Raw genomic sequence first — 24,170 nt, forward strand, 5'->3', positions numbered from 1 at the left:
AATCAGCGCGGCTGAACACACCATTGAAACAGGGAAAATTAGGAATTCAACGGGTTGCTCAGGTTATCCATTCTGAAAAGAAGCGTGCCAGCGGGAAATAACTTCTCATTCACCGTAGCTAACCGATAAAATTATTCGCCACCCGGGTATAAAGATACTGCCGCGTATTTTTGTACCATGAAAATAATAGGTTAATCGGGGTGAGTTCGTTTCGTCACATTGCCCCTTGCGTGCCTGTTGGGGGCCTCTTTTTCCACAACACTTTCCGCAACATACGGGAAATACGCCCTCCGCGAAGAGGGCGTTGAGCGATCAGGCCTGTACCTGCTGAGGTTCCACTTCCGGCTCCTCTTCCTGCAGCAGCCCCTCGTTTTTCGACAGCATCGCCGTGGCAATCCCATTGCCCAGCACATTGATCGCCGAACGGCCCATATCAAGGAAGTGGTCGATGCCCATCAACAGCAGAATCCCGGCAACGGGGATATTGAAACTCGGGATCGTGGCGGCCAGTACCACCAGCGCAGAACGCGGGACCCCGGCAATCCCTTTTGATGCCAGCATCAAGGTCAGCATCATGACGGTAATTTCGCTAAAACTCAGCTGGATGTTATAAGCCTGGGCAATAAACATCGAGGCAAACGAGCAGTAGACCATCGACCCCACCAGGTTAAAGGAGTAGCCAATCGGCAGCACGAAGGAGACGATGTTGCGCGAGCAGCCAAAACTGACCAACCGCTCCAGGGTCTTCGGATACGCCGCCTCAGAGCTGCTGGTGGTAAACGCCACCAGCACCGGATCTTTGAGCATGTTGAGCAGGCGGAAGACCTCTTTTTTCAGCACCATATAGCCTACCGCCAGCAGCACCGCGCTGGTGAGCAGCACCGCAATGTAGTAGCCGCCGATAAAGGAGGCATAGTTAAGCAAAATGCCCATCCCCTGCGAGGCGATAACCGATGAAATCGCGGCAAAAATAGCCAACGGAGCCACGTACATCACATATCCGGTGACCTTCAGCATGATATGAGAGACGACGTTCAGCGCGGCGACCAGCGGCGCGTTGAATTTCTCCCCCAACGAGGCCCCGGCGATGCCAAAGAACATCGAGAACACCACGATTTGCAGAATTTCGTTATTCGCCATCGCCTCGGTAATACTGGTCGGGATGGTATGAGACAGGAATCCTTTTAAGCTCATTCCGCTGACCGCAAGTCCGGTATCCACCGACTCTTTTGGAATCGCCAGGTTTAAGCCTGCGCCGGGATGTTCAAGAGTCACAATCACCAGCCCGACCAGAATAGAGAGGATTGACGAGGTGATGAACCACACCATCGCCTTGCCGCCCACTCGCCCGATAGTCGCGGTTTCTCCCAGACGCATAATGCCCACCGTCAGCGTACTGAAGACTAATGGCGCAATGACCATCTTAATCAGCCGCAAGAACATGTCGGTAAAGAGCGTAATATTTTCTGCCCATGACGTAATTGTGCCCGGAGAGGCATACGCATGAATCACCGCGCCGGAGAGGATCCCCAACAGCATGAAAATAACGATAAACAGCGTGAGTTTGTTTGCACTTGCCACAACAATGAACCCCTGATTTATTTAATGTATTGATTTTAATGCACATATGTTTTTTTTATCCGTATGCATTAAACATTCACCACATAAATTGAATAAAAGACGCAAGGGTTACAACTCTTTTTTAGTTATTTATCTCTGCAGTTGATAAAACTCTTGATGCATATCAATCCTCACCCGCTCCGCGGCGGCCGCGCATTCGGGCGCCCGACGGCTGAGGTCCCCCGGCCGCACGTATTACATCGCCAGCCCGCCGCCGCCGGCATAAGGCTGCTTGCCGACTATTTTCATCACCTCGGCGCCAAAGGTGACAAATGGCGCCCGACGGCTGGCGTAAATTAACCCGCCGGCCTGCGGACGGACCGATTGAATCATATCGGTGAGAGGATCGATAATCTCGGCGACCACCTCATCGGCGCTGACCCACTCGCCGGGCTGTTTCAACGGTACGAGGATCCCGCTGGCTGGCGCGGTGACGATCTCTCCCCCGGCAAACGGCAGCATCAGCGTCTCCTGCTGCGGGACAGACGGGCATGCGCCCGCCAGCACGCCGCGGTATTGCAGATAACGGTACAGACGTTCGGCATCCTCGCGGGCCAGCGCGTGATTCACATCCTGCTGACCGCGCAGCTCCACGGTCACCGCCATACAGCCAGGCTGGCCCTGCTGCCATTGCGGAAAGCGCGCTGCCAGGCGATGCCAGGGCAGTCCGCAGGCCTCATCAAACGAGTTACCGCCGCTCTCTTGCGCCAGCAGTACCGTTCCAATACCTAAAAAGGCGGCCATCACACCGGCCTCCGCCTGCCAGGCCGGATCGGCATACAGGTGCAAAATGGCCCGATCGTCGCAGTGCAGATCCAGCACCACGTCGGCATCACAGGCCAGAGTCAGCAGATGGTGACGTAGCGCCTGAACTTCGCTGCGCAGCGGTTCGGCGGTCAGCGCCTCACGCATCGCCCCGCGGACCTGCTGCAGGTACGCTTCACGGGTCAGCGGTACATCGGCGCAGAGATACTGCTGTGCAAGGTGGGCCAGATCGGGAAAATCTCGATTGAAGTTGCGACCGCTCGTCAGGTCAAATCGCCCGATACCGCCGTTGAGCACGACCTGAGCCAGGCCCGGCGGGTTAGCCACCGGGACGAGAATAATTTCACCTCGCAGCTCGGCGCGCCGTTCCGCCTGGTTGAGTAATCTTTTAAGATAATGCAGCACCAGCATGCCCGGGATTTCATCGGCGTGCAGTCCCGCCTGCAGATAAATTTTCTCTCCGCGGCCGGGTTCGCCAAAGTGAAAATGGGTTAATTGCCGCTGCCCACTCAACGCATGTTCGGGTAAGGTATAGTGTTTAATTTTCATTGGACATCCTATCTGTGGAAAAGAAAGCCCGGCTTGACCGTATCGATCATAAGATCCTTGAAATCCTGCGCCGGGATGGCCGCATTTCTTATCAAAAGCTCTCGGAGCAGGTAAACCTCACCGCCCGTCCCTGCCTGGAACGCGTACGTGGCCTTGAGCGTGACGGCATTATCCGTGGCTACAGCGCGGTGATTGAACTCCCCGAGCCGGAGCATGCTTTCGTGGTGCAGGCGCAAATTGCGCTGGCCGACCACGGCCGCTCACAGCCGGTATTTGAACAGGAGATGCGCCAGACGCCAGAGGTGCTCGACTGCTGGCTGGTCAGCGGCAGCTTTGACTTTCTGGTGCGTATCGGCTGTCGCAGCATGGCGCACTACTGCCAGCTGGCCGACAGCTGGCTGACCAGCAAAAAATTTCGCGTCGATAAAATCGTCACCCTGACGGAACTGCAGTCCATCAAACGCTCCTGATCAGGGGCGCTTGATAAACGCCAGCCAGCGTCGTTCCGCCCGCGAAAAGACGAAAATCAGCAAAAAGGTGCACACTAAATAGAGCGCGGCGGCCATCAGGAACGGGATAAACGGCGAGTAGGTAATGGCGTAGAAGGCGCGCGCCACGCCGGTGATATCCAGCAACGTCACGGTACTGGCCAGCGAAGTGGCGTGGAGTAAAAATACCATCTCATTGTTCAGCGCCGGGATCCCCCGCCGCAGCGTAGCGGGCAGGACCAGTCGGCGAATAATCTGCCACTTAGTCATGCCATAGGCTTCCCCGGCCACCCACTCCTGGCGCGGAAACGTCGCCATCATCCCCGCCAGCAATTCCGCGACGTACGCCGCGGTATTCAGCACCAGCGCCAGCGTGGCGCAGAAGGTTGCGTCGCGGAACAGCAGCCAGAACGGCCGATCGTTTTGCCAGCCCAGCTGGACGATGTCGAACTGAGACAGCCCGTAATAGATCAGCATCAGCTGCAGATAAAGCGGGGTGCTGCGGAAAAACCAGGTGAAGCCGCGGACGGGCCAGGCCAGCAGACGCGGACCGTAGGCCTGGCTAATCGCCAACAGCACCGCCAGCGCCATTCCGGGCACCAGGGAGAGCAAAAACAGCTCCGCCGTCATCGCCAGCCCGCTCGTGGAACCGTTGCCGTCACTCCACAGATAGCCCGGTACTGCCTCGATAAAGGTCTGCAGATTCATTGTGTCGCCCCCGCCGTTGATGAACGCAGCGCGTAGCGCTTCGCCAGGAGGCTAAACAGCCAGCTGGACAAGGCGGTGATGACCATATAAATCAGCGAGACCAGGAAGTAGAACAAAAAGGGTTTCTGCGTGGCGCGCCCGGCCTGTTCCGCCAGCCACACCATATCTTCTAAACCGAGAATGGAGACCAGCGCCGACGCTTTCATCAGCCCCAGCCAGTTATTATTGATGCCCGGAATGGCAAAGCTCAGCATCTGCGGCAGCATAATACGCCGGAAGACCAGCCACGGCCGCATACCATAGGCTTCAGCCGCCTCGGTTTGTCCGCGATCGACGGTGAGAAACGCGCCGCGAAACGTCTCGGTGTAATAGGCGCCAAAAACGAAGCCAATCGCCAGCACGCCGGAAATAAAGGTATTAAAGCGCACCGGCCCCAGTCCCACCAGCGACAGCAGCGCGTTGACCAGCATCTCGCCGCCAAAAAACAGCAGCAGCATAATCACCAGCTCCGGGATGCCGCGCACCAGCGTGGTATAGCCGGTGGAAAACCAACGCAGCCAGCGCGGTCCGAACAGCTTAATCAGCGCATTCACCAACCCCAACAGCAGCGCCACCAGCAGTGAGACCAGCATCACGCACAACGACACCCCCGCGCCGCGTAACAGTAGCGGTAAATAATCTGCAACCATATTCTGTCTTCCACCCGTTGCGTAAAGGGGCGCCGGTCGCCGACCGCGCCCTCCCCTTTACGGCTTAATTGCCGTAGATATCGAAGCTAAAGTACTTTTTCTCAATCGCGGCGTAGGTGCCGTCGGCGCGGATTTGCTTGATGGCCCCGTTGAGGGCGTCGCGCAATGCCGGATTGTCTTTATTGACCGCAATGCCGACATCAGACGAGATGCTGCCGTCGCTGATGACCGGGCCGGCGAAGGCGAATTTTTGCCCGCGCGGCGTGTCGACAAAACTGGTCGCCGCCTGGATATTGTCCTGTAAGGAGGCATCGATACGCCCGGAGAGCAGATCCAGATAGACGTTGTCCTGGTTGGCGTAACCCACGATCTTCACGCCGTGACTGGCCCAGTGGGTTCTGGCGTAGGCTTCATGCGTTGAGCCGGTTTGTACGCCGACGGTCTTGCCCTTAAGACTGGCGGCCTCCGGCAGCAGCGGACTCCCCTTACGCGCCACCAGCTGCGCCGCGCTGCGATAGTAGCGGTCGGTGAAATCCACTTCCTTCTTACGTTCATCGGTAATATTCAGCGAAGCAATGATTGCATCAAATTTATGCGCATTCAGCGCGGCGATCATGCTCTCAAACGGCTGCTTCACGAAGACGCACTTCGCTTTCAGCTGCGTACAGAGCGCATTGGCAATATCGATATCAAAGCCGGTGATCTCGCCGCTGGGCGCCAATACGTCAAAGGGCGGATAGCCACCGTCAACGCCGAAGCTGATGGTGTCAAACTGCTGGGCGGCCAGCGGCGCGCTCAGCGCCATACAGGCCAGTAAAGCGGCAATACGTGTTTTCATATTCTGTTACCCCTGATGTCAACGACGTGGCTAAAAACGCAGTGAAAGGCAGGTCAGGCCGCCATCCATTTTCTTAAATTCGCTGGTGTCGAGTTGCACAACCGGCATCCCCAGCTTGCTGATTTCGCCCAGGGTATAGGGGTACCCCTGAGGCGTAATTAATGTGTCGTTGATCCAGAGCGTATTCCCGGCATACGACTCCTCTTGCGGGATCACAATGGTATTGAACCCGCTAAACGCCGGGTGATTGACGTACCCTTCCGTCAGCAGCAGCGTATTGCGTCCGACATAGTTGACGATGGACTTCAGGTGCAGCCCGGCACTCACTTCAATGGATGTCACCTGATAGCCATGCGGTTCAACGGCGGCGGCAAACTCGCGGATCCCCTGCTCATCCGTACGCGCCGTCTGGCCAACAAAGAACTGCTTACCAACCAGCAGCACGTCGCCGCCATCCATATGACCCCGCTCGCTCATGTGCACCAGTGAACGAAAACCGGCCAGCACCGGCGCTATCGAGGCCACTTCTCCCTGGCGACTCGGCGCGCCGGGATGGGTGATGACCGCCAGTTCCGGCATGACCACGGCGGTATCTTCAACAAAATGGGCATCCGGATAGTCCGCAGCCGCAGGCAATACGGTCACTTTCAGGCCGAGTTGCAGCAAGGTTTCCACATAAGCGAGGAACTGACGTGTGGTGCCGGCAATATCCGGCGCGCCGAGCCGGGCGGTGGTTTGACCGGCGGCACAGGTTGCGGCCGGCAGGCGGGCGATAGCCTGGTTAAAATGCATAGAGAACCCTCAGGTGACTAGTGATCGTTATTGTTCCCGACATGCCGGTAAAGCAACGGGTTTTCTTGATTATCAAACAGATGTTGTCACCAGTCCGGCTGAATAGCCGGCCACAGCGGTCAATTTACGCTGTATATTGCCGGGGAAACGACGCATTCCGCTGTCGGATGACGGGCCCCTGGCAAAGGCTAGAGCGGCGCGTTTGCCGCCGGATGAGAGGGAGTGACGGGCAGGAGTAGCGCGGTGAGTTTTTCGATTGGCATCGACTTGTAAAAATACCATCCCTGAATTAAAGCATTTTCATCGAAGGATTTGACGAACTCAAAATCAATTTTACTTTCTACGCCTTCAAAAACGATTTGCTTATTCAGCCTGCAGACGACATCCAGAAGCGAGGTCAGAATAGCTCGTTTATACTCATTCTTAAGTCCGTTAACGAAAAATTTATCCAGTTTTATCTCATCATAAAACACTTCGGTTAACCACTGCAGGTTTGAAGAGCCCGTGCCGAAATCATCGAGGGCGATGCGCAATCCGCGGTTCCTCGCCTGTAAGGAAAAGGCGGCGATTTTTTTATAGTATTCGCCGCTTCTTTCGGTAATCTCAATTTTAATCTGCTGAGGGCGAATCGCATTATGTTGCAAAACCCGCAGGAGGTTATCTAAAAAAAGCGGGTCATTAATTTCATATTTGCCGATATTAATCGCGAGGGTAAACTGCGCGTCGGCGAGCAGAAGCGGTTTCAACTCGCTGGTGGCCTTCTCCATTACCAGCTTAGAGATATCGGGATAAAGATTCAGCTGTTCGGCCATTGAAATAAACAGCTCCGGGGAGATGTGACCATAGAGCGGATCATGCCAGCGAACCAGCGCCTCGACGCCGACCACCCGTTCGTTTTTAGCGCACACCAACGGCTGATATTCCATGTAAAGACGCTGATTCATAATCGCTTTTTTTAAGCGAAACTCCAGCGATCGCCGTTCGCTGAGATAGCTCAGAATAGAATAGAAGATAGCGGCGCCGAGAATAAAAGCCGCGCTCACAATGAGGGCGATCATGAGCGCAGAGAGTGAGAAAAAGCCCTGTTTTCGTTCCGTCAGATGGCTGCAAATATCATATTTACCGCTGCATAAGCTCACGCTTACCGACGCCCCTGTCCCGACTGCGGATTTCACATCATTAAGAAAAACGTGCTCGCCGTTTAAGCTGGTTAAAGAAAAATTAAAGCCGTGGTGCTGCCGGGAAAATGCGCTAAAAGCAAATGAGGACGTAAAAGAAACGATATTGCCTTGCTGGCTCATATCGAGAACCACTCCGTACGGGAGATAATTTTTAACTCCTTTGTAAATACTATAGCCATTTGGCACGACATATTTTTCGGCGGGAAGCGGCAGCGGTTTATCCAGCATCCCCCAGTTGGCGGTGCAGGCCAGCTTACCGTTCTCCACGATGCCAATGTCTTCCACCCTGGCATACTTCCAGATAACCTCCCGCAAGGCCGCGATCGCCTGCTTGTTACAGCCATCAAGCTGTCGCATCTGCGCGTGATGAATAGAAGAGATGATTTGCGTGGTCACCTCTTCGGCGTGAGCGAGAAGTTCATGGCTCAGCGTATCAAGCTGAGCGCGCTGATTATTTAACATGACAACGTTGGTCAGCAAAACGGAAAAGAGCACGGCAATACCACCGCCCGTCAACAGCCATTTTGTCTTCTGGAAAAATTTCATCGTCGCTGCACAACTCCTGATGGATGCCGGCATTCGCGTTACCAATCCGGACACCCGACGTACCCGTCCCTGCAGTACAGATCTATAATCTTGATAGTAATGGCGTCAGGGCGGTTATACCAGGCTTGATAAGTCGCCCCGTCCAGCCAGAACCGGGAGCAACCGCGCGGGCCACGGCGAAGACTGGCCAGTTACCCCGCTTTTTTTTAGCCTAACCGGCTCATCGAAAAGCGTTTTATCCAGACATATCTCAACAGTCTTTTCATAATTCCTCCATTTTTGCGGGGCGTTTGGTCACTAAACTAGTATCATTTCGCGAAACGTTTCAGGATGAGATAGCAAATTAATGAAAGGCAGTCATACACTCCGTTGGGGCATCGCGCTGGCGGTCATCGTCATTGCCGGTGCCGGGTACTGGTTCTGGCAGAGTCGTGAAGCGACAAATGCGGCGCCTGCTGCAGCGAATGGCTCACCGCCGCAGGCGCCAGGCGGCGCTCGTCACGGTCGCTTCGGCGCGGCCCTGGCGCCGGTTCAGGCGGCGACGGCCACCAGCGAATCGGTGCCTCGCTATCTCAGCGGCCTCGGTACGGTGACGGCAGCCAATACGGTGACCGTGCGCAGCCGGGTGGATGGCCAGCTGTTAGCTATCCACTTCCAGGAAGGTCAACAGGTCAAAGCGGGCGATCTGCTCGCCGAAATCGACCCCAGCCAGTTTAAAGTCGCGCTGGCGCAGGCCCAGGGCCAGTTGGCGAAAGATAAAGCCACGCTCGCTAACGCCCGACGCGATCTCGCCCGCTATCAACAGCTGGTGAAGAGCAATCTTGTTTCCCGCCAGGAGCTGGATACCCAGCAGTCGCTGGTCAGCGAAACGGAAGGCACCATCAAAGCCGACGAGGCCGCCGTGGCCAGCGCCCAACTGCAGCTGAACTGGAGCCGCATCACCGCGCCGATTGACGGCCGCGTTGGCTTAAAACAGGTGGATATCGGCAATCAGATTTCAAGCAGCGATACCACTGGCATCGTGGTGTTAACCCAAACCCACCCGATCGATTTGGTCTTCACGCTGCCGGAAAATGACATCGCCACCGTTGTCCAGGCGCAGAAGGCCGGGAAAACGCTGCAGGTTGAGGCCTGGGACCGCACCAACAAACAAAAAATCAGCGAAGGGTCGCTGCTGAGTCTGGATAACCAGATTGACGCCACCACCGGGACCATCAAACTGAAAGCGCGCTTTAACAACCAGGACGACGCCCTGTTCCCGAATCAGTTCGTGAACGCCCGTATGCTGGTAGACACGCAACAGAACGCCATCGTCATCCCGACTGCCGCACTGCAAATGGGCAATGAAGGCCACTTCGTCTGGGTGCTGAACGATGAGAATAAAGTCAGCAAGCACACCGTCACGCCGGGTATTCAGGACAGCCTGAAGGTGGTGATTACCGCCGGGTTGTCGGCAGGTGACCGGGTGGTCACTGACGGTATCGATCGTCTGACCGAAGGGGCGAAAGTGGAAGTGGTGGACCCGCACAGCGCGCCGGCCGCCGCAGCGGAGAAGGCCACCAGCCGTGAATACGGCCACCAGGGAGCGCGCTCCTGATGCAGGTATTACCCCCAAGCAGTACGGGCGGCCCTTCCCGACTGTTTATTCTGCGCCCGGTCGCCACCACGCTGCTGATGGTGGCGATTATGCTGGCCGGGATCATCGGCTATCGATTCCTGCCGGTTTCCGCCCTGCCGGAAGTGGACTATCCGACCATTCAGGTGGTCACCCTCTATCCCGGCGCCAGCCCGGACGTCGTCACCTCGGCGATTACCGCCCCGCTGGAACGCCAGTTTGGCCAGATGTCCGGCCTGAAGCAGATGTCGTCGCAAAGCTCCGGCGGCGCCTCGGTGGTCACGCTCCAGTTCCAGCTGACCCTGCCGCTGGACGTGGCCGAACAGGAGGTCCAGGCCGCGATCAACGCCGCCACCAACCTGCTGCCGTCCGACCTGCCGAACCCGCCGGTGTACAGTAAAGTTAACCCGGCCGATCCGCCAATCATGACCCTCGCGGTCACCTCGTCCGCCATTCCGATGACCCAGGTGGAAGATATGGTGGAGACCCGCGTGGCGCAGAAAATTTCCCAGGTCTCCGGCGTCGGGCTGGTAACCCTCGCGGGCGGTCAACGCCCGGCGGTGCGGGTGAAGCTCAATGCCGAGGCGATTGCCGCCCTCGGGCTGACCAGCGAAACCATTCGCACCGCCATCACCAGCGCCAACGTCAACTCGGCGAAAGGCAGCCTTGACGGCCCTTCTCGCGCCGTGACCCTCTCCGCTAACGACCAGATGCAGTCGGCGGAAGATTATCGCCGCCTGATCATCGCCTACCAGAACGGCGCGCCGATTCGTCTCGGCGATGTCGCCACCATTGAGCAAGGGGCGGAAAACAGCTGGCTCGGCGCATGGGCGAACAACCAGCAGGCGATCGTCATGAACGTCCAACGCCAGCCGGGAGCGAACATCATCGCCACCGCCGATAGCGTGCGTCAGATGCTGCCGCAGCTGACGGAAAGTCTGCCGAAATCGGTCAAGGTGCAGGTACTTTCCGACCGCACCACCAACATCCGCGCGTCGGTGAGCGATACCCAGTTTGAGCTGATGCTGGCAATTGCGCTGGTGGTGATGATCATCTACCTGTTCCTGCGCAACGTACCGGCGACCATTATCCCGGGCGTCGCCGTGCCGCTGTCGCTGGTGGGCACTTTCGCGGTGATGGTGTTCCTCGACTTCTCGATCAACAACCTGACGCTGATGGCGCTCACCATCGCCACCGGCTTCGTCGTCGATGACGCCATCGTGGTGATCGAAAACATCTCGCGCTATATCGAAAAGGGCGAAAAGCCGCTCGCCGCCGCGCTAAAGGGCGCCGGAGAAATCGGCTTTACCATCATCTCGTTGACCTTCTCGCTGATTGCGGTACTGATCCCGCTGCTGTTTATGGGCGATATCGTCGGCCGGCTGTTCCGCGAGTTCGCCATTACCCTGGCGGTGGCGATATTGATTTCCGCCGTCGTCTCGCTGACGCTGACGCCAATGATGTGCGCGCGCATGCTCAGCCACGAGTCGCTGCGTAAGCAAAACCGCTTCTCGCGGGCCAGCGAGCGCTTCTTCGAGCGGGTCATCGCCGCCTATGGTCGGATGCTCAGCCGGGTGCTGAATCACCCGTGGCTGACCCTGAGCGTGGCCTTAGGCACGCTGGTGCTGTCCATTATGCTGTGGGTCTTCATTCCGAAAGGCTTCTTCCCGATTCAGGACAATGGCATTATTCAGGGGACATTACAGGCTCCGCAGTCCGCTTCGTTTGCGAATATGGCGCAGCGCCAGGAGCAGGTTTCCGCGGCGATCCTCAAAGACCCGGCCGTTGAGAGTCTGACCTCCTACGTCGGAGTGGACGGCACCAACCCGGCGCTGAACAGCGCCCGCCTGCAGATTAACCTCAAACCGCTGGATGAACGCGACGACCGCGTGCAGACCGTGATTAGTCGCCTGCAGAAATCGGTGGACGGGATTCCCGGGGTCGAGCTCTACCTACAGCCGACCCAGGATCTGACTATCGATACCACCGTCAGCCGGACCCAGTATCAGTTCACCTTACAGGCGAACTCGCTGGATGCCCTCAGTAACTGGGTGCCGCAGCTGCTGACGCGTCTCCAGGCGCTTCCGCAGCTCTCCGACGTCAGCAGCGACTGGCAGGATAAGGGCCTCGCCGCCTATATCAAAGTCGATCGCGACAGCGCCAGCCGTCTCGGCATCAGCATGGCCGATGTCGATAATGCGCTGTATAACGCCTTCGGCCAGCGGCTGATCTCGACCATCTACACTCAGGCCAATCAGTATCGCGTGGTGCTGGAGCATGACACCCGGGCGACGCCGGGGCTGGCGGCGCTGGACAACATTCGCCTGACCAGCAGCGGGGGCGGCATCGTGCCGCTGAAATCCATCGCCAGCGTCGAGCAGCGCTTCGCGCCGCTGTCGATTAACCATCTCGATCAGTTCCCGGTGACCACCATTTCGTTCAACATCCCGGATAACTACTCGCTGGGCGATGCGGTCGACGCCATCCTCGCCGCCGAACAGGCGCTGGATTTGCCGACCGATATCCGCACCCAGTTCCAGGGCAGCACCCTCGCCTTCCAGTCGGCGCTCGGCAACACCGTCTGGCTGGTGGTGGCGGCGGTGGTGGCGATGTATATCGTGCTCGGCGTGCTGTATGAAAGCTTTATCCACCCGATTACCATTCTGTCGACCTTACCGACCGCCGGCGTCGGCGCGCTGCTGGCGCTGTGGCTGGCGGGCAGCGAGCTGGACGTTATCGCCATTATCGGGATTATCCTGCTGATTGGTATCGTCAAGAAGAACGCCATCATGATGATTGACTTTGCGCTGGCCGCTGAACGCGAACAGGGCATGCCGCCACGTGAGGCGATTTATCAGGCCTGTCTGCTGCGTTTTCGCCCGATTCTGATGACCACGCTCGCCGCTCTGCTCGGCGCGCTGCCGCTGATGCTGAGCACCGGCGTCGGCGCCGAGCTGCGCCGTCCTCTGGGTATCGGGATGGTGGGCGGTCTGATTTTAAGCCAGGTGCTGACGCTGTTCACCACCCCGGTTATCTATCTGCTCTTCGACCGCCTGTCGCTGTATATCAAGAGCCACTTCCCACGGCATGAGGAGGAGGCGTAAATGAAGTTTTTCGCCCTCTTCATTTACCGCCCGGTGGCGACGATTCTGATTTCGCTCGCCATCACCCTGTGCGGGGTACTCGGTTTCCGTCTGCTGCCGGTCGCCCCGCTGCCGCAGGTGGATTTCCCGGTGATCATGATCAGCGCCTCGCTACCCGGCGCATCGCCGGAAACCATGGCCTCGTCGGTGGCCACGCCGCTTGAACGCTCGCTCGGCCGGATCGCCGGGGTGTCGGAAATGACCTCCACCAGTTCGCTGGGCAGCACGCGCATTATTATGGAGTTCAATTTCGACCGCGATATCAACGGCGCCGCCCGCGATGTGCAGGCGGCGATCAACGCCGCGCAAAGCCTGCTGCCGAGCGGCATGCCAAGTCGCCCGACCTATCGCAAGGCCAACCCTTCCGATGCGCCGATTATGATCCTCACGCTCACCTCGGATACCTACTCCCAGGGCGAGCTGTACGATTTTGCCTCGACTCAACTGGCGCAAACCATCGCCCAAATTGACGGCGTCGGCGACGTTGACGTGGGCGGCAGCTCGCTGCCCGCGGTGCGCGTCGACCTCAACCCGCAGGCGCTGTTTAACCAGGGCGTATCGCTGGACGCCGTGCGCACCGCTATCGATAACGCCAACGTCCGCAAGCCGCAGGGGGCGCTGGAGGATCACAGCTCGCGCTGGCAGGTACAAACTAACGATGAGCTCAAAACCGCGGCGGAATACCAGCCGCTGATCGTGCACTACAACAACGGCGCGGCGGTGCGTCTTGGCGACGTCGCACAGATCAGCGACTCGGTGCAGGATGTGCGCAACGCCGGGATGACCAACGCGAAGCCGGCCATTTTGCTGATGATCCGCAAGCTGCCGGAAGCCAATATCATCCAGACGGTCGACAGCATTCGCGCCCGCCTGCCGGAGCTGCAAAAAACCATTCCGGCGGCTATCGACCTGCAAATCGCTCAGGACCGCTCGCCGACCATCCGCGCCTCGCTGGAGGAAGTCGAGCAGACGCTGGTGATCTCGGTGGCGCTGGTGATCCTCGTGGTGTTCCTGTTTCTGCGCTCCGGGCGGGCGACGCTGATCCCGGCGGTGGCCGTTCCGGTCTCGCTGATTGGCACCTTTGCGGCGATGTATCTCTGCGATTTCAGCCTCAACAACCTGTCGCTGATGGCCCTGACCATCGCCACCGGTTTCGTGGTCGACGATGCTATCGTGGTGCTGGAGAATATCTCCCGTCATCTTGAGGCCGGAATGAAGCCGCTGCAGGCGGCGCTGCAGGGGAGCCGTGAAGTCGGTTTCACCGTGCTGTCGATGAGTCTCTCGCTGGTGGCGGTTTTTTTACCGCTGCTGCTGATGGGCGGCCTGCCGGGGCGGTTGTTACGCGAATTCGCCGTCACCCTGTCGGTAGCGATCGGCATCTCGCTGGCGGTCTCCCTTACCCTGACGCCGATGATGTGCGGCTGGCTGCTGAAGAGCGGTAAACCTTCTGAACCCACGCGCAACCGCGGTTTCGGCCGCCTGCTGGTCGCCGTGCAGGGCGGCTACGGTAAATCGCTGAAGTGGGTGCTCAAACATAGCCGCATCACCGGTCTGGTGCTGCTGGGGACCATGGCGCTCAGCGTCTGGCTCTATATCTCGATTCCAAAAACCTTCTTCCCGGAGCAGGATACCGGCGTGCTGATGGGCGGCATTCAGGCTGACCAGAGCATCTCTTTCCAGGCGATGCGCGGCAAACTGCAGGACTTTATGCAAATCATCCGCGAAGATCCGGCGGTGGATAACGTCACCGGCTTTACCGGCGGCTCACGGGTGAACAGCGGGATGATGTTTATCACCCTCAAACCTCGCGACCAGCGGCATGAAACGGCACAGCAGATTATTGACCGGCTGCGTAAAAAACTGGCGAAAGAACCAGGCGCCAACCTGTTCTTAATGGCGGTGCAGGATATCCGCGTCGGCGGTCGCCAGGCCAACGCCAGCTATCAGTACAGCCTGCTGTCAGACGATCTTTCGGCGCTGCGCGAATGGGAACCGAAGATTCGTAAAGCGCTGGCCGCGCTGCCGGAGCTGGCGGACGTCAACTCTGACCAACAGGATAACGGCGCCGAAATGGATCTCATCTACGACCGCGATACCATGTCGCGCCTCGGGATCAGCGTTCAGGATGCCAACAATCTGTTGAATAACGCCTTCGGTCAGCGGCAGATCTCGACGATTTACCAGCCGCTGAACCAGTATAAAGTGGTGATGGAGGTCGATCCGGTGTATACCCAGGACGTCAGCGCGCTGGATAAAATGTTTGTGATCAACAGTGAAGGTAAGCCGATCCCCCTCGCCTATTTCGCCCGATGGCAGCCGGCTAACGCGCCGCTGTCGGTCAACCACCAGGGGCTGTCGGCGGCGTCGACGATCTCCTTTAACCTGCCGACCGGTAAATCGCTGTCGGAAGCCAGCGATGCCATCAACCGCGCGATGACGCAGCTTGGAGTGCCTTCCAGCGTCCGGGGCTCCTATGCCGGTACCGCGCAGGTCTTCCAGCAGACCATGAATTCGCAGGTTATTTTGATTCTGGCCGCCATTGCGACGGTCTATATCGTGCTGGGGATCCTCTACGAAAGCTATGTGCATCCGTTAACGATTCTCTCCACCCTCCCCTCGGCAGGGGTGGGGGCGCTGCTGGCGCTGGAGCTCTTTGGCGCGCCGTTTAGCCTGATTGCGCTGATCGGCATCATGCTATTAATTGGGATAGTGAAGAAAAACGCCATCATGATGGTCGACTTTGCCCTCGAGGCGCAGCGCAACGGCAATCTGCCGCCGGAAGAGGCGATCTTCCAGGCCTGCCTGCTGCGTTTCCGCCCGATAATGATGACCACCTTAGCGGCGCTGTTTGGCGCGCTGCCGCTGGTGCTCTCGGGCGGCGACGGCTCGGAACTGCGTCAGCCGCTGGGGATCACCATTGTCGGCGGGCTGGTGATGAGTCAGCTGTTAACCCTCTACACGACGCCGGTGGTCTATCTGTTCTTTGACCGTCTGCGGTTGCGTTTTTCGCGAAAACTCAGCCAACCGGTAAGCGAATAATATGACAGAACTGCCCTCCAGCGTCCGCTGGCAATTATGGATAGTGGCTTTCGGCTTCTTTATGCAGTCGCTGGACACCACTATCGTTAATACCGCCCTCCCCTCGATGGCTAAAAGCCTTGGGGAGAGCCCCCTGCACATGCATATGGTTATCGTCTCCTACGTCCTGACGGTGGCGATTATGCTGCCCGCCAGCGGCTGGCTGGCGGACCGGGTGGGGGTACGCAATATCTTCTTTAGCGCCATCATTCTGTTTACGCTCGGGTCGCTGTTTTGTGCCCAGGCGGCAACCCTCGATCAGTTGGTGCTGGCCCGCGTACTGCAAGGCGTCGGCGGCGCCATGATGGTGCCTGTCGGTCGCCTGACGGTGATGAAAATCGTTCCGCGCGCCCAGTATATGGCGGCGATGACCTTTGTGACGCTCCCCGGCCAGGTCGGCCCGCTGCTTGGTCCGGCACTCGGCGGCCTGCTGGTGGAATACGCCTCCTGGCACTGGATTTTCTTAATCAATATTCCGGTGGGCATTATCGGCGCCATCGCCACCTTGTGGCTGATGCCGAACTACACGCTGCAGACCCGGCGCTTCGATATGTTTGGCTTTATCCTGCTGGCGCTGGGGATGGCGACCTTAACCCTCGCGCTCGACGGTAAAAAAGGGCTGGGGATATCCCCGCTGCTGCTGAGCGCGCTGGTGGTCATTGGCGTGGCCTCGATTCTGCTCTATTTATGGTACGCCCGGGGCAACGACAACGCCCTGTTCAGCCTGAACCTGTTTCGCAATCGCACCTTCTCTCTCGGGCTCGGCGGCAGCTTTGCCGGACGCATCGGCAGCGGTATGTTGCCCTTTATGACGCCGGTATTCCTGCAAATTGGCCTTGGCTTTACGCCGTTTCACGCCGGGATGATGATGATTCCGATGGTGCTTGGCAGTATGGGCATGAAACGTATCGTGGTGCAGGTAGTGAACCGCTTTGGCTACCGCCGCGTCTTAATGGTGGCGACCGTGGGTCTCGCGCTGGTTAGCCTGCTGTTTATGGCCGTCGCCCTGGCGGGCTGGTACTGGCTGCTGCCGGTGGTGCTGTTTGTGCAGGGGATGATCAACTCTAGCCGCTTTTCATCAATGAATACCCTGACGCTGAAAGATTTGCCGGATGATCTCGCCAGCAGCGGCAACAGCATGCTGTCGATGGTCATGCAGCTGTCGATGAGTATTGGCGTGACCCTCGCCGGGATGCTGCTCGGCCTGTTCGGTCAACAGCATATCAGCGCCGATGCCGCCGCCACCCATCAGGTCTTTCTCTATACCTACCTGAGCATGGCGGTGATTATCGCGCTGCCGGCATGCCTTTTTTCCCGCGTTCCGGATGATACTGCCAGCAATACCGCTATCGCCCGACATAACAGGAGTGAACCGTGAAGCTATGGCGTCCCGGTATTACCGGCAAGCTGTTCCTGGCTATTTTGGCCACCTGCATCGTGCTGCTCATCAGCATGCATTGGGCGGTGCGCATCAGTTTTGAACGCGGATTTATCGATTATATCAAGCGCGGAAATGAACAGCGGCTGACGATGCTGGGCGATGCGCTGAGCGAGCAGTATGCCCTGCACGGCAACTGGAAATTTCTGCGCAATAACGATCGGTTTATTTTCCAGCTGTTAAAGTCGTTCGATCGCGATAACGACGATCGCTTCCCCGGCGGGCGCAAAACAAACGCCGGCGGCATGCCTGACGGCCGTCTGGACCTCGGCCCCCCTGACACCGATGGCCCCCCGCCGGATGGCCCTCCGCCAAACGGTCCACGCGGCCCCGGCCCGGATATGCCCCCGCACGGCTGGCGCACGCTTTTCTGGGTTGTTGATCAGAAAGGACGGGTGCTGGTTGGCCCCCGCGAGCGGGTGCCTGAAGATGGCAGCCGTCGCAACATTGTGGTGAACGGCGTGTCGGTGGGGGCGGTTATCGCGTCACCGGTCGAGCGTCTGACGCGCAACACCGATATTAACTTTGACCGTCAGCAAAAGCGCACCAGCTGGCTGATTGTTGCCCTGTCGACGATCCTTGCGGCGCTGGCCACGTTCCCGCTGGCGCGCGGCCTGCTGGCGCCGGTCAAACGTCTGGTCGAAGGGACCCACCGCCTGGCGGCGGGAGATTTCACCACCCGCGTGGCGGTCAGTAGCAGCGATGAACTCGGCCGCCTGGCGCAGGATTTTAACCAGCTCGCCAGCACCCTGGAGCGCAACCAGCAAATGCGTCGCGACCTGATGGCGGATATTTCGCATGAGCTGCGGACCCCGCTGGCGGTGCTGCGCGGCGAACTGGAAGCGATTCAGGACGGGGTACGTAAATTCACCCCGGATTCCGTCACCTCGCTACAGGCGGAGGTCGCCACCCTGACCAAACTGGTCGACGATCTACACCAGCTATCAATGTCCGACGAAGGCGCATTGGCCTATCAAAAAACCTCCGTGGATATCATTACGCTGCTGGAAGTCGCGGCGGGCGCCTTCCGTGAACGCTTTGCCAGCCGGGGGCTGACCATCGCCGTTTCGCTTCCGGAAAACGCGACGGTATTTGGCGACGGCGATCGCCTGATGCAGCTTTTTAACAACCTGCTGGAAAACAGTCTCCGCTATACCGATAGCGGCGGACGTCTGCTGATCAGCGCCAGCCAGACAGGCCGTCGCATCATCCTTGATTTTGCCGACAGCGGTCCGGGCGTCAGCGACCAACAGCTGGAGCGGCTGTGCGAGCGCTTTTATCGAGCCGAAGGTTCGCGCAACCGCGCCAGCGGCGGCTCCGGACTGGGGCTGGCGATTTGTGTCAACATTGTGGCTGCCCACGGCGGCACCTTACGGGCCGACCATTCGCCTTTTGGCGGGGTTAGCATTAAAGTAGAGTTACCTCTGGAACGTGATACACCGAGAGACGTATGAGTGAATTACCTGTTGATGAAAATACCCCACGCATTCTTGTCGTGGAAGATGAACCCAAACTGGGTCAGTTGCTGCTCGACTATCTGTTCGCAGCAGGTTATGCGCCAACGCTGATTAATCACGGCGATAAGGTCCTGCCTTACGTTCGCCAGACCCCGCCGCATTTGATTTTGTTAGATCTGATGCTGCCGGGAACCGATGGCCTGACGCTGTGCCGGGAGATCCGTCGCTTTTCCGACGTTCCGGTGGTGATGGTGACGGCGAAAATTGAGGAAATCGATCGGCTGCTTGGACTGGAGATCGGCGCCGACGACTATATCTGCAAGCCCTACAGCCCGCGCGAAGTTGTCGCCAGGGTGAAAACGATCCTCCGCCGCTGCCGACCGCGGCGGGATCTGCTGGCGCTGGATGCGGAAAGCCCGCTGATTGTCGATGAGGGCCGTTTTCAGGCCTCATGGCGCGATAAGCTGCTGGATCTGACCCCTGCCGAATTTCGTCTGCTGAAAACGCTGTCTCAGGAGCCGGGCAAGGTTTTCTCCCGCGAGCAGCTGCTCAATCACCTGTATGATGACTATCGGGTGGTGACCGACAGAACGATCGACAGCCATATCAAAAACCTGCGGCGTAAGCTGGAGTCGCTGGACGCCGAGCAGTCCTTTATCCGCGCCGTCTACGGCGTTGGCTACCGCTGGGAGGCCGACGCCTGCCGTCTGGCGTAAGTCCCCTCCTCGTTTCACAAGGGCAGATTGGGGTAAGGGGAAAGGTTTACTCTCCTTACCCACAGCGCTACAATGCCCGCCCTTAATGTGTGGGCACTGTTCATAACGGTGCTTCCCCAAGTCGCCGCATCAGGTGTGGCGAATCTGACCTGTCATCAGAACGAGAACATCATGTTTAAACCGGAACTCCTTTCCCCGGCGGGAACGCTGAAAAATATGCGTTACGCCTTCGCTTATGGCGCAGACGCCGTTTATGCTGGCCAGCCGCGTTACTCTCTGCGCGTGCGCAACAACGAATTCAACCATGAAAACCTGCAGCAGGGCATTAATGAAGCTCATCAGCTGGGGAAAAAATTCTACGTGGTCGTCAACATTGCGCCGCACAACGCCAAGCTGAAAACCTTCATTCGCGATCTGAAGCCGGTGGTGGATATGGGGCCGGACGCACTGATTATGTCCGATCCGGGTTTAATCATGCTGGTACGGGAAAATTTCCCCGATATGCAGATTCATCTGTCGGTACAGGCCAACGCCGTCAACTGGGCGACCGTTAAATTCTGGCAGCAGATGGGGCTGAGCCGGGTCATTCTTTCCCGCGAACTGTCGCTGGATGAAATCGGCGAAATCCGCAGCCAGGTCCCGGAGATGGAGCTTGAGATTTTCGTCCACGGCGCCCTGTGCATGGCCTATTCCGGCCGCTGCCTGCTCTCGGGATATATCAACAAACGCGACCCGAACCAGGGCACCTGCACCAACGCCTGCCGCTGGGAATATAACGTCCAGGAAGGCAAAGAAGATGATGTCGGCAATATCGTCCACCAGCATCAGCCGATTCCGGTCAAGACCGTCGAACCGACGCTGGGGATCGGCGCGCCAACCGACCGGGTGTTTATGATTGAAGAGGCCAAACGGCCTGGCGAATACATGACCGCCTTCGAAGATGAACACGGCACCTACATCATGAATTCCAAAGACCTGCGCGCCATTGCGCACGTCGAGCGTCTGACGCAGATGGGCGTGCACTCGCTGAAAATCGAAGGCCGCACCAAATCGTTCTATTACTGCGCGCGCACCGCGCAGGTTTACCGCAAGGCTATCGATGACGCCGCGGCGGGTAAACCGTTTGACGAAAGCCTGCTGGAAACCCTGGAAGGGCTGGCCCACCGCGGCTACACCGAAGGTTTCCTGCGTCGTCATACCCATGACGATTATCAGAACTACGAGTACGGTTATTCCCTCTCCGAGCGCCAGCAGTTTGTCGGTGAATTTACCGGCGAGCGCAACGGCCAGCTGGCCGCCGTGGCGGTGAAGAATAAATTTTCCGTCGGCGACAGCCTTGAGCTGATGACCCCGCAGGGCAACGTTAACTTCACCCTTGAACAGATGGTGAATGCCAAAGGCGAAGCGATGCCGGTCGCCCCTGGCGATGGCTATACAGTATGGTTACCGGTGCCGGAAGAGATGGAACTACAGTATGCTCTGCTGATGCGCAACTTTACTGGTCAGACGACCAGAAATCCGCATAGTAACTAGTTTATCAGGGTTATTTTTTCAGGATGCACGGATATTAGAAACGGATCACACACCGTTTCGTTTGAAGCGGGTATCATCCATCCTGCTGAAAAAAATAACCCATAAATGCTAGCTGTACCAGGAACCACCTCCTTAGCCTGCGTAATCTCCCTTACGCGGGCTTATTTTTTTTCACGCCGCTGGGCGTTCCCCCCCTTCTCGTCGCCGTCCGCTTTTACAAAATGTCCATCCTCGCCTTCATGGGGTACACTTTCTGCATCTTGTACAAAAAGGAAGCCATAACTATGCCCGTGTTTCCAGCCAGCTTACTGATTCTCAATGGCAAAGGAGCTAACGAGCCGCAGTTGCGCGAAGCGATCGCGCTGTTGCGCGAGGAAGGTGTCGACATCCATGTCCGTGTGACCTGGGAAAAAGGCGATGCCGTCCGTTTTGTCGATGAAGCGCTGCAGCTTAAGGTAGGGACGGTGATTGCCGGCGGCGGCGATGGCACCATCAATGAAGTCGCCACGGCGCTGGTCCAACGCGAGAGCCAGGTGCCGCTCGGTATCCTGCCGCTGGGTACCGCCAATGATTTCGCCACCAGCGTCGGGATCCCGCAAGATCTCGCCAGCGCCCTGAAACTGGCGATCGTCGGCCGCGATATCGCCATCGACGTGGCGCGGGTGAATGACAAAACCGGCTTTATTAATATGGCGACCGGTGGCTTCGGCACGCGGATTACCACCGAAACGCCGGAGAAACTCAAAGCCGCGCTCGGCGGCGTCTCCTATCTGATTCATGGCCTGATGCGTATGGACACCCTGAAACCCGACCGCTGCGAAATCCGCGGCGAAAACTTTAGCTGGTGCGGAAACGCGCTGGTTATTGGTATCGGTAATGGTCGTCAGGCCGGCGGCGGTCAGCAGCTTTGCCCGCAGGCCCTGATTAACGATGGTCTGCTGCATTTGCGGGTTTTTACCGGCGAAGAGCTGCTCCCCGCGCTGTTTACTACCCTGGCGAATCCCGACAACTCCCCTAACCTGGTGGACGGCGTGTCGTCGTGGTTTGAAGTCACCGCGCCGCACGAGATGACCTTTAACCTCGATGGCGAGCCGCTGAGCGGTAAACATTTCCGCATGGAAATTCTTCCTGGCGCCCTGCGCTGCCGCCTGCCGCCGGACTGCGCGCTGCTGAAATAATAGCTGGTGGAAAGTGAGCGCAGAACGAAGAGATTAAAAGACCGTTTACATCTCCAGGGCTTCTGCGCTCACCGATAAGGTCGTTACCCGAGAGCCAGGGCAGGCTCAGCGCGCGTCTGCAGCAGTTCCGGTAACGAGCGATGGCGGGCGACGGCGGCGGCAAAACGCGGATGCTGGCAGTCAGGCGCAATCACGACCGTGGCAATGCCCGCCGCCTGCGCCGCGCAAAAGCCATGAAAACTGTCCTCGATAACCAGACACTCCCCGGCGCTCAGCCCCAGTTTGTCCAGAGTCGAGAGGTAGACCGCCGGGTGCGGTTTGCCCCACGCCTCATCATCGGCGCTGGAAATCACATCAAAACAGGACCGCAGAGAGAGCTTATCGAGTACCGCGGAAATCACCGGGTGAGATGAGGAGGTCGCCAGCGCAATCCGGTAGCCCAGACGACGAAAATGCGCCAATGTCTCGTTGACGCCGCCCATCACCACTCCTTTGACGGCAATCAATCCAACGATGCGTTGTAAAATGAGCGCCTCCAGCTGCTGTGGCGCAATCGCCAGCCGGCAGTGCCGACACCACACGCGGGCAATATCGTCCAGTCGTCTACCTTTCGTCAGCGTTTCACACTCCTCCTCGCTGACCGTTGCGCCCCAGCAGGCCAGCGCCTCCCGTTGCGCCTGCCGCCACAGGGCTTCTGAATCAATAATCACGCCATCCATGTCAAAAATTACCGCTTTGATGCTCATCTTTTACCTCAAACCGGGCTGACGGGACTCGCCTGTCAGCCCGGGAACTGTGTCAGGAAAACTCAACGCTTTTGCGGGCAGCCACAGGCTTCAGGGTAAAGCCCGGCTGCTCGACGCGAATAAAGGCGCAGAGGAAAAAGGCCAGCACGTACAGCGCGGTATACGCCACCACCACCCCAATCGTGCTGAAGTACGGCAGCAGCACCACCGCAATCGCCGGCGCCAGGAAGTTGGACAGCCCCGCCGACAGGTTGTAGACCGAGATCGCCGCCCCTTTATGCTGCGGCTCCAGCGCCGGGAAGACCGCCGCCATCGGCACAAACGCCGCCACAAAAATCCCCAGCGCAATCGCCGGCACCAGCGCCATGGCAAAGTTATGCCCGAAGTGCTGGGGGATGTAGTAAAACGCCAGGCTCGACAGCGCCATGCCGATGCAGCCAAACCAGCGCACTACCTTCATCCAGCCCAGTTTCTCGCCGAGGATCCCCCACAGTACGTTGGAGAAAATGGTGGTGAAGAAGAAAGCCGCCCACACCTGAAGCCACTCGGAGGTGGTAAAGCCCAGCTCATCGACAAACATCAATGGCATGATCACCGCAAAGCCGAACAGCGACAGGGTGTTGATGATGCGCACCATGCTGGAAAGCAGGATATTGCGGTTGGTGTAGAGCAGCGTGGCGGCGCGCCCCAGTTCGGCAAACTTCTCGCGGGTGGTGAGATTCTGCATATGGCGCGGCGTCTGAATATGGCGCAGCGATACCAGGGCGATAATGCCGCCGGTGACGCAGAACACCAGCGCCAGCCACAGGGTCCCCAGCTCGCCGATATGCGGGATGGTAAAGCTCGGGATATAGCTGCCGAACACGCCAATGCCGACCGAGTAGACCGCCCAGAACCAGCCCAGCGCCGAGCTGGCGCCGTCGCTTTTCACGTTGTGCACGATGGCGACGATAAAGGAGTAGAGGAACAGCGGGTAAGCAAAACCGCGAATGCCGTAGAACAGCAGGATCAGCGGGTAGTTAGCGTGGCCGAGGCCGAAAATCAGGAACAGCACGTGGAACACGCACCACAGCACGAAGCCGATCAGCAT

At 58.3% G+C, this 24,170-nt stretch carries 18 protein-coding genes; 9 read left to right on the plus strand and 9 right to left on the minus strand.

The annotated features are described in order from the left end of the window. Positions 1 to 312 precede the first annotated feature (312 nt). Both BV390_RS02115 and BV390_RS02120 read right to left on the minus strand, forming a co-directional pair. Positions 313 to 1,581, minus strand: a complete 1,269-nt coding sequence (locus BV390_RS02115; protein ID WP_032686759.1) for a dicarboxylate/amino acid:cation symporter — start codon at positions 1,579 to 1,581, stop codon at positions 313 to 315. A gap of 234 nt (positions 1,582 to 1,815) precedes the next feature. Further along, complete coding sequence (locus BV390_RS02120) at positions 1,816 to 2,934, minus strand: succinylglutamate desuccinylase/aspartoacylase family protein (RefSeq protein ID WP_085396474.1); 1,119 nt, start codon at positions 2,932 to 2,934, stop codon at positions 1,816 to 1,818. Positions 2,935 to 2,948: 14 nt separating this feature from the next. Between BV390_RS02120 and BV390_RS02125 the strand changes: the two genes are divergently transcribed. Next, positions 2,949 to 3,404, plus strand: coding sequence for an Lrp/AsnC family transcriptional regulator (locus BV390_RS02125; RefSeq protein WP_004864612.1), 456 nt, complete (start codon positions 2,949 to 2,951; stop codon positions 3,402 to 3,404). On the opposite strand, the gene BV390_RS02130 is transcribed toward BV390_RS02125, so the two are convergent. The 5 genes from BV390_RS02130 to BV390_RS02150 form a co-directional block, all read right to left on the minus strand. Continuing rightward, on the minus strand, positions 3,405 to 4,130 hold the full coding sequence (locus tag BV390_RS02130) for an ABC transporter permease (RefSeq protein WP_004864613.1): 726 nt from the start codon (positions 4,128 to 4,130) through the stop codon (positions 3,405 to 3,407). Beyond that, the gene (locus BV390_RS02135) at positions 4,127 to 4,819 is read right to left on the minus strand and encodes an ABC transporter permease (protein ID WP_004864616.1); all 693 of its coding nucleotides are present in this window, start codon (positions 4,817 to 4,819) and stop codon (positions 4,127 to 4,129) included. Before BV390_RS02135 ends, BV390_RS02130 begins: the two co-directional genes overlap by 4 nt. 64 nt (positions 4,820 to 4,883) lie before the next feature. Continuing rightward, on the minus strand, positions 4,884 to 5,657 hold the full coding sequence (locus BV390_RS02140; RefSeq protein ID WP_004864618.1) for an ABC transporter substrate-binding protein: 774 nt from the start codon (positions 5,655 to 5,657) through the stop codon (positions 4,884 to 4,886). A gap of 30 nt (positions 5,658 to 5,687) precedes the next feature. Next, positions 5,688 to 6,449: a dimethylarginine dimethylaminohydrolase family protein gene (locus BV390_RS02145; RefSeq protein WP_004864620.1), complete on the minus strand. Its 762-nt coding sequence runs from the start codon at positions 6,447 to 6,449 to the stop codon at positions 5,688 to 5,690. A 188-nt stretch (positions 6,450 to 6,637) separates the two neighbouring features. Continuing rightward, the gene (locus BV390_RS02150; protein ID WP_168185402.1) at positions 6,638 to 8,176 is read right to left on the minus strand and encodes an EAL domain-containing protein; all 1,539 of its coding nucleotides are present in this window, start codon (positions 8,174 to 8,176) and stop codon (positions 6,638 to 6,640) included. A gap of 346 nt (positions 8,177 to 8,522) precedes the next feature. Here BV390_RS02150 and BV390_RS02155 point away from each other — a divergent pair, with 346 nt between their 5' ends. From BV390_RS02155 to yegS, 8 genes are all read left to right on the plus strand, one after another. Beyond that, a complete protein-coding gene (locus BV390_RS02155; protein ID WP_085396476.1) occupies positions 8,523 to 9,773 on the plus strand; it encodes an MdtA/MuxA family multidrug efflux RND transporter periplasmic adaptor subunit in 1,251 nt (416 codons plus the stop codon). Continuing rightward, positions 9,773 to 12,895 (plus strand): MdtB/MuxB family multidrug efflux RND transporter permease subunit, encoded by a 3,123-nt coding sequence (locus tag BV390_RS02160; protein ID WP_085396477.1) that lies wholly within the window; start codon positions 9,773 to 9,775, stop codon positions 12,893 to 12,895. The genes BV390_RS02155 and BV390_RS02160 overlap by 1 nt, the downstream gene beginning before the upstream one ends. Then, on the plus strand, positions 12,896 to 15,973 hold the full coding sequence (mdtC, locus tag BV390_RS02165) for a multidrug efflux RND transporter permease subunit MdtC (RefSeq protein WP_032699159.1): 3,078 nt from the start codon (positions 12,896 to 12,898) through the stop codon (positions 15,971 to 15,973). A 1-nt stretch (position 15,974) separates the two neighbouring features. Further along, the gene (mdtD, locus tag BV390_RS02170) at positions 15,975 to 17,390 is read left to right on the plus strand and encodes an MFS transporter (RefSeq protein ID WP_004864631.1); all 1,416 of its coding nucleotides are present in this window, start codon (positions 15,975 to 15,977) and stop codon (positions 17,388 to 17,390) included. After that, the gene (baeS, locus tag BV390_RS02175; RefSeq protein WP_004864633.1) at positions 17,387 to 18,904 is read left to right on the plus strand and encodes an envelope stress sensor histidine kinase BaeS; all 1,518 of its coding nucleotides are present in this window, start codon (positions 17,387 to 17,389) and stop codon (positions 18,902 to 18,904) included. The genes mdtD and baeS overlap by 4 nt, the downstream gene beginning before the upstream one ends. Then, complete coding sequence (gene baeR, locus BV390_RS02180; protein ID WP_004864635.1) at positions 18,901 to 19,623, plus strand: envelope stress response regulator BaeR; 723 nt, start codon at positions 18,901 to 18,903, stop codon at positions 19,621 to 19,623. Before baeS ends, baeR begins: the two co-directional genes overlap by 4 nt. A 171-nt stretch (positions 19,624 to 19,794) precedes the next feature. Beyond that, complete coding sequence (gene trhP / locus BV390_RS02185; protein ID WP_032686771.1) at positions 19,795 to 21,156, plus strand: prephenate-dependent tRNA uridine(34) hydroxylase TrhP; 1,362 nt, start codon at positions 19,795 to 19,797, stop codon at positions 21,154 to 21,156. 284 nt (positions 21,157 to 21,440) lie between these two features. Then, on the plus strand, positions 21,441 to 22,334 hold the full coding sequence (yegS, locus tag BV390_RS02190; protein WP_004864639.1) for a lipid kinase YegS: 894 nt from the start codon (positions 21,441 to 21,443) through the stop codon (positions 22,332 to 22,334). 83 nt (positions 22,335 to 22,417) lie between these two features. Here yegS and BV390_RS02195 read toward each other — a convergent pair whose 3' ends face one another. Both BV390_RS02195 and BV390_RS02200 read right to left on the minus strand, forming a co-directional pair. Beyond that, complete coding sequence (locus tag BV390_RS02195; RefSeq protein WP_085396478.1) at positions 22,418 to 23,080, minus strand: HAD family hydrolase; 663 nt, start codon at positions 23,078 to 23,080, stop codon at positions 22,418 to 22,420. 52 nt (positions 23,081 to 23,132) lie between these two features. Continuing rightward, positions 23,133 to 24,170, minus strand: a 1,038-nt coding sequence (locus BV390_RS02200; protein ID WP_085396479.1) for an RbtT/DalT/CsbX family MFS transporter, incomplete at its 5' end; no start/stop codon positions are given.

Source organism: Klebsiella sp. YJ (assembly GCF_002108615.1).
In the GTDB taxonomy this organism is placed as follows: Bacteria; Pseudomonadota; Gammaproteobacteria; order Enterobacterales; family Enterobacteriaceae; genus Klebsiella; species Klebsiella planticola.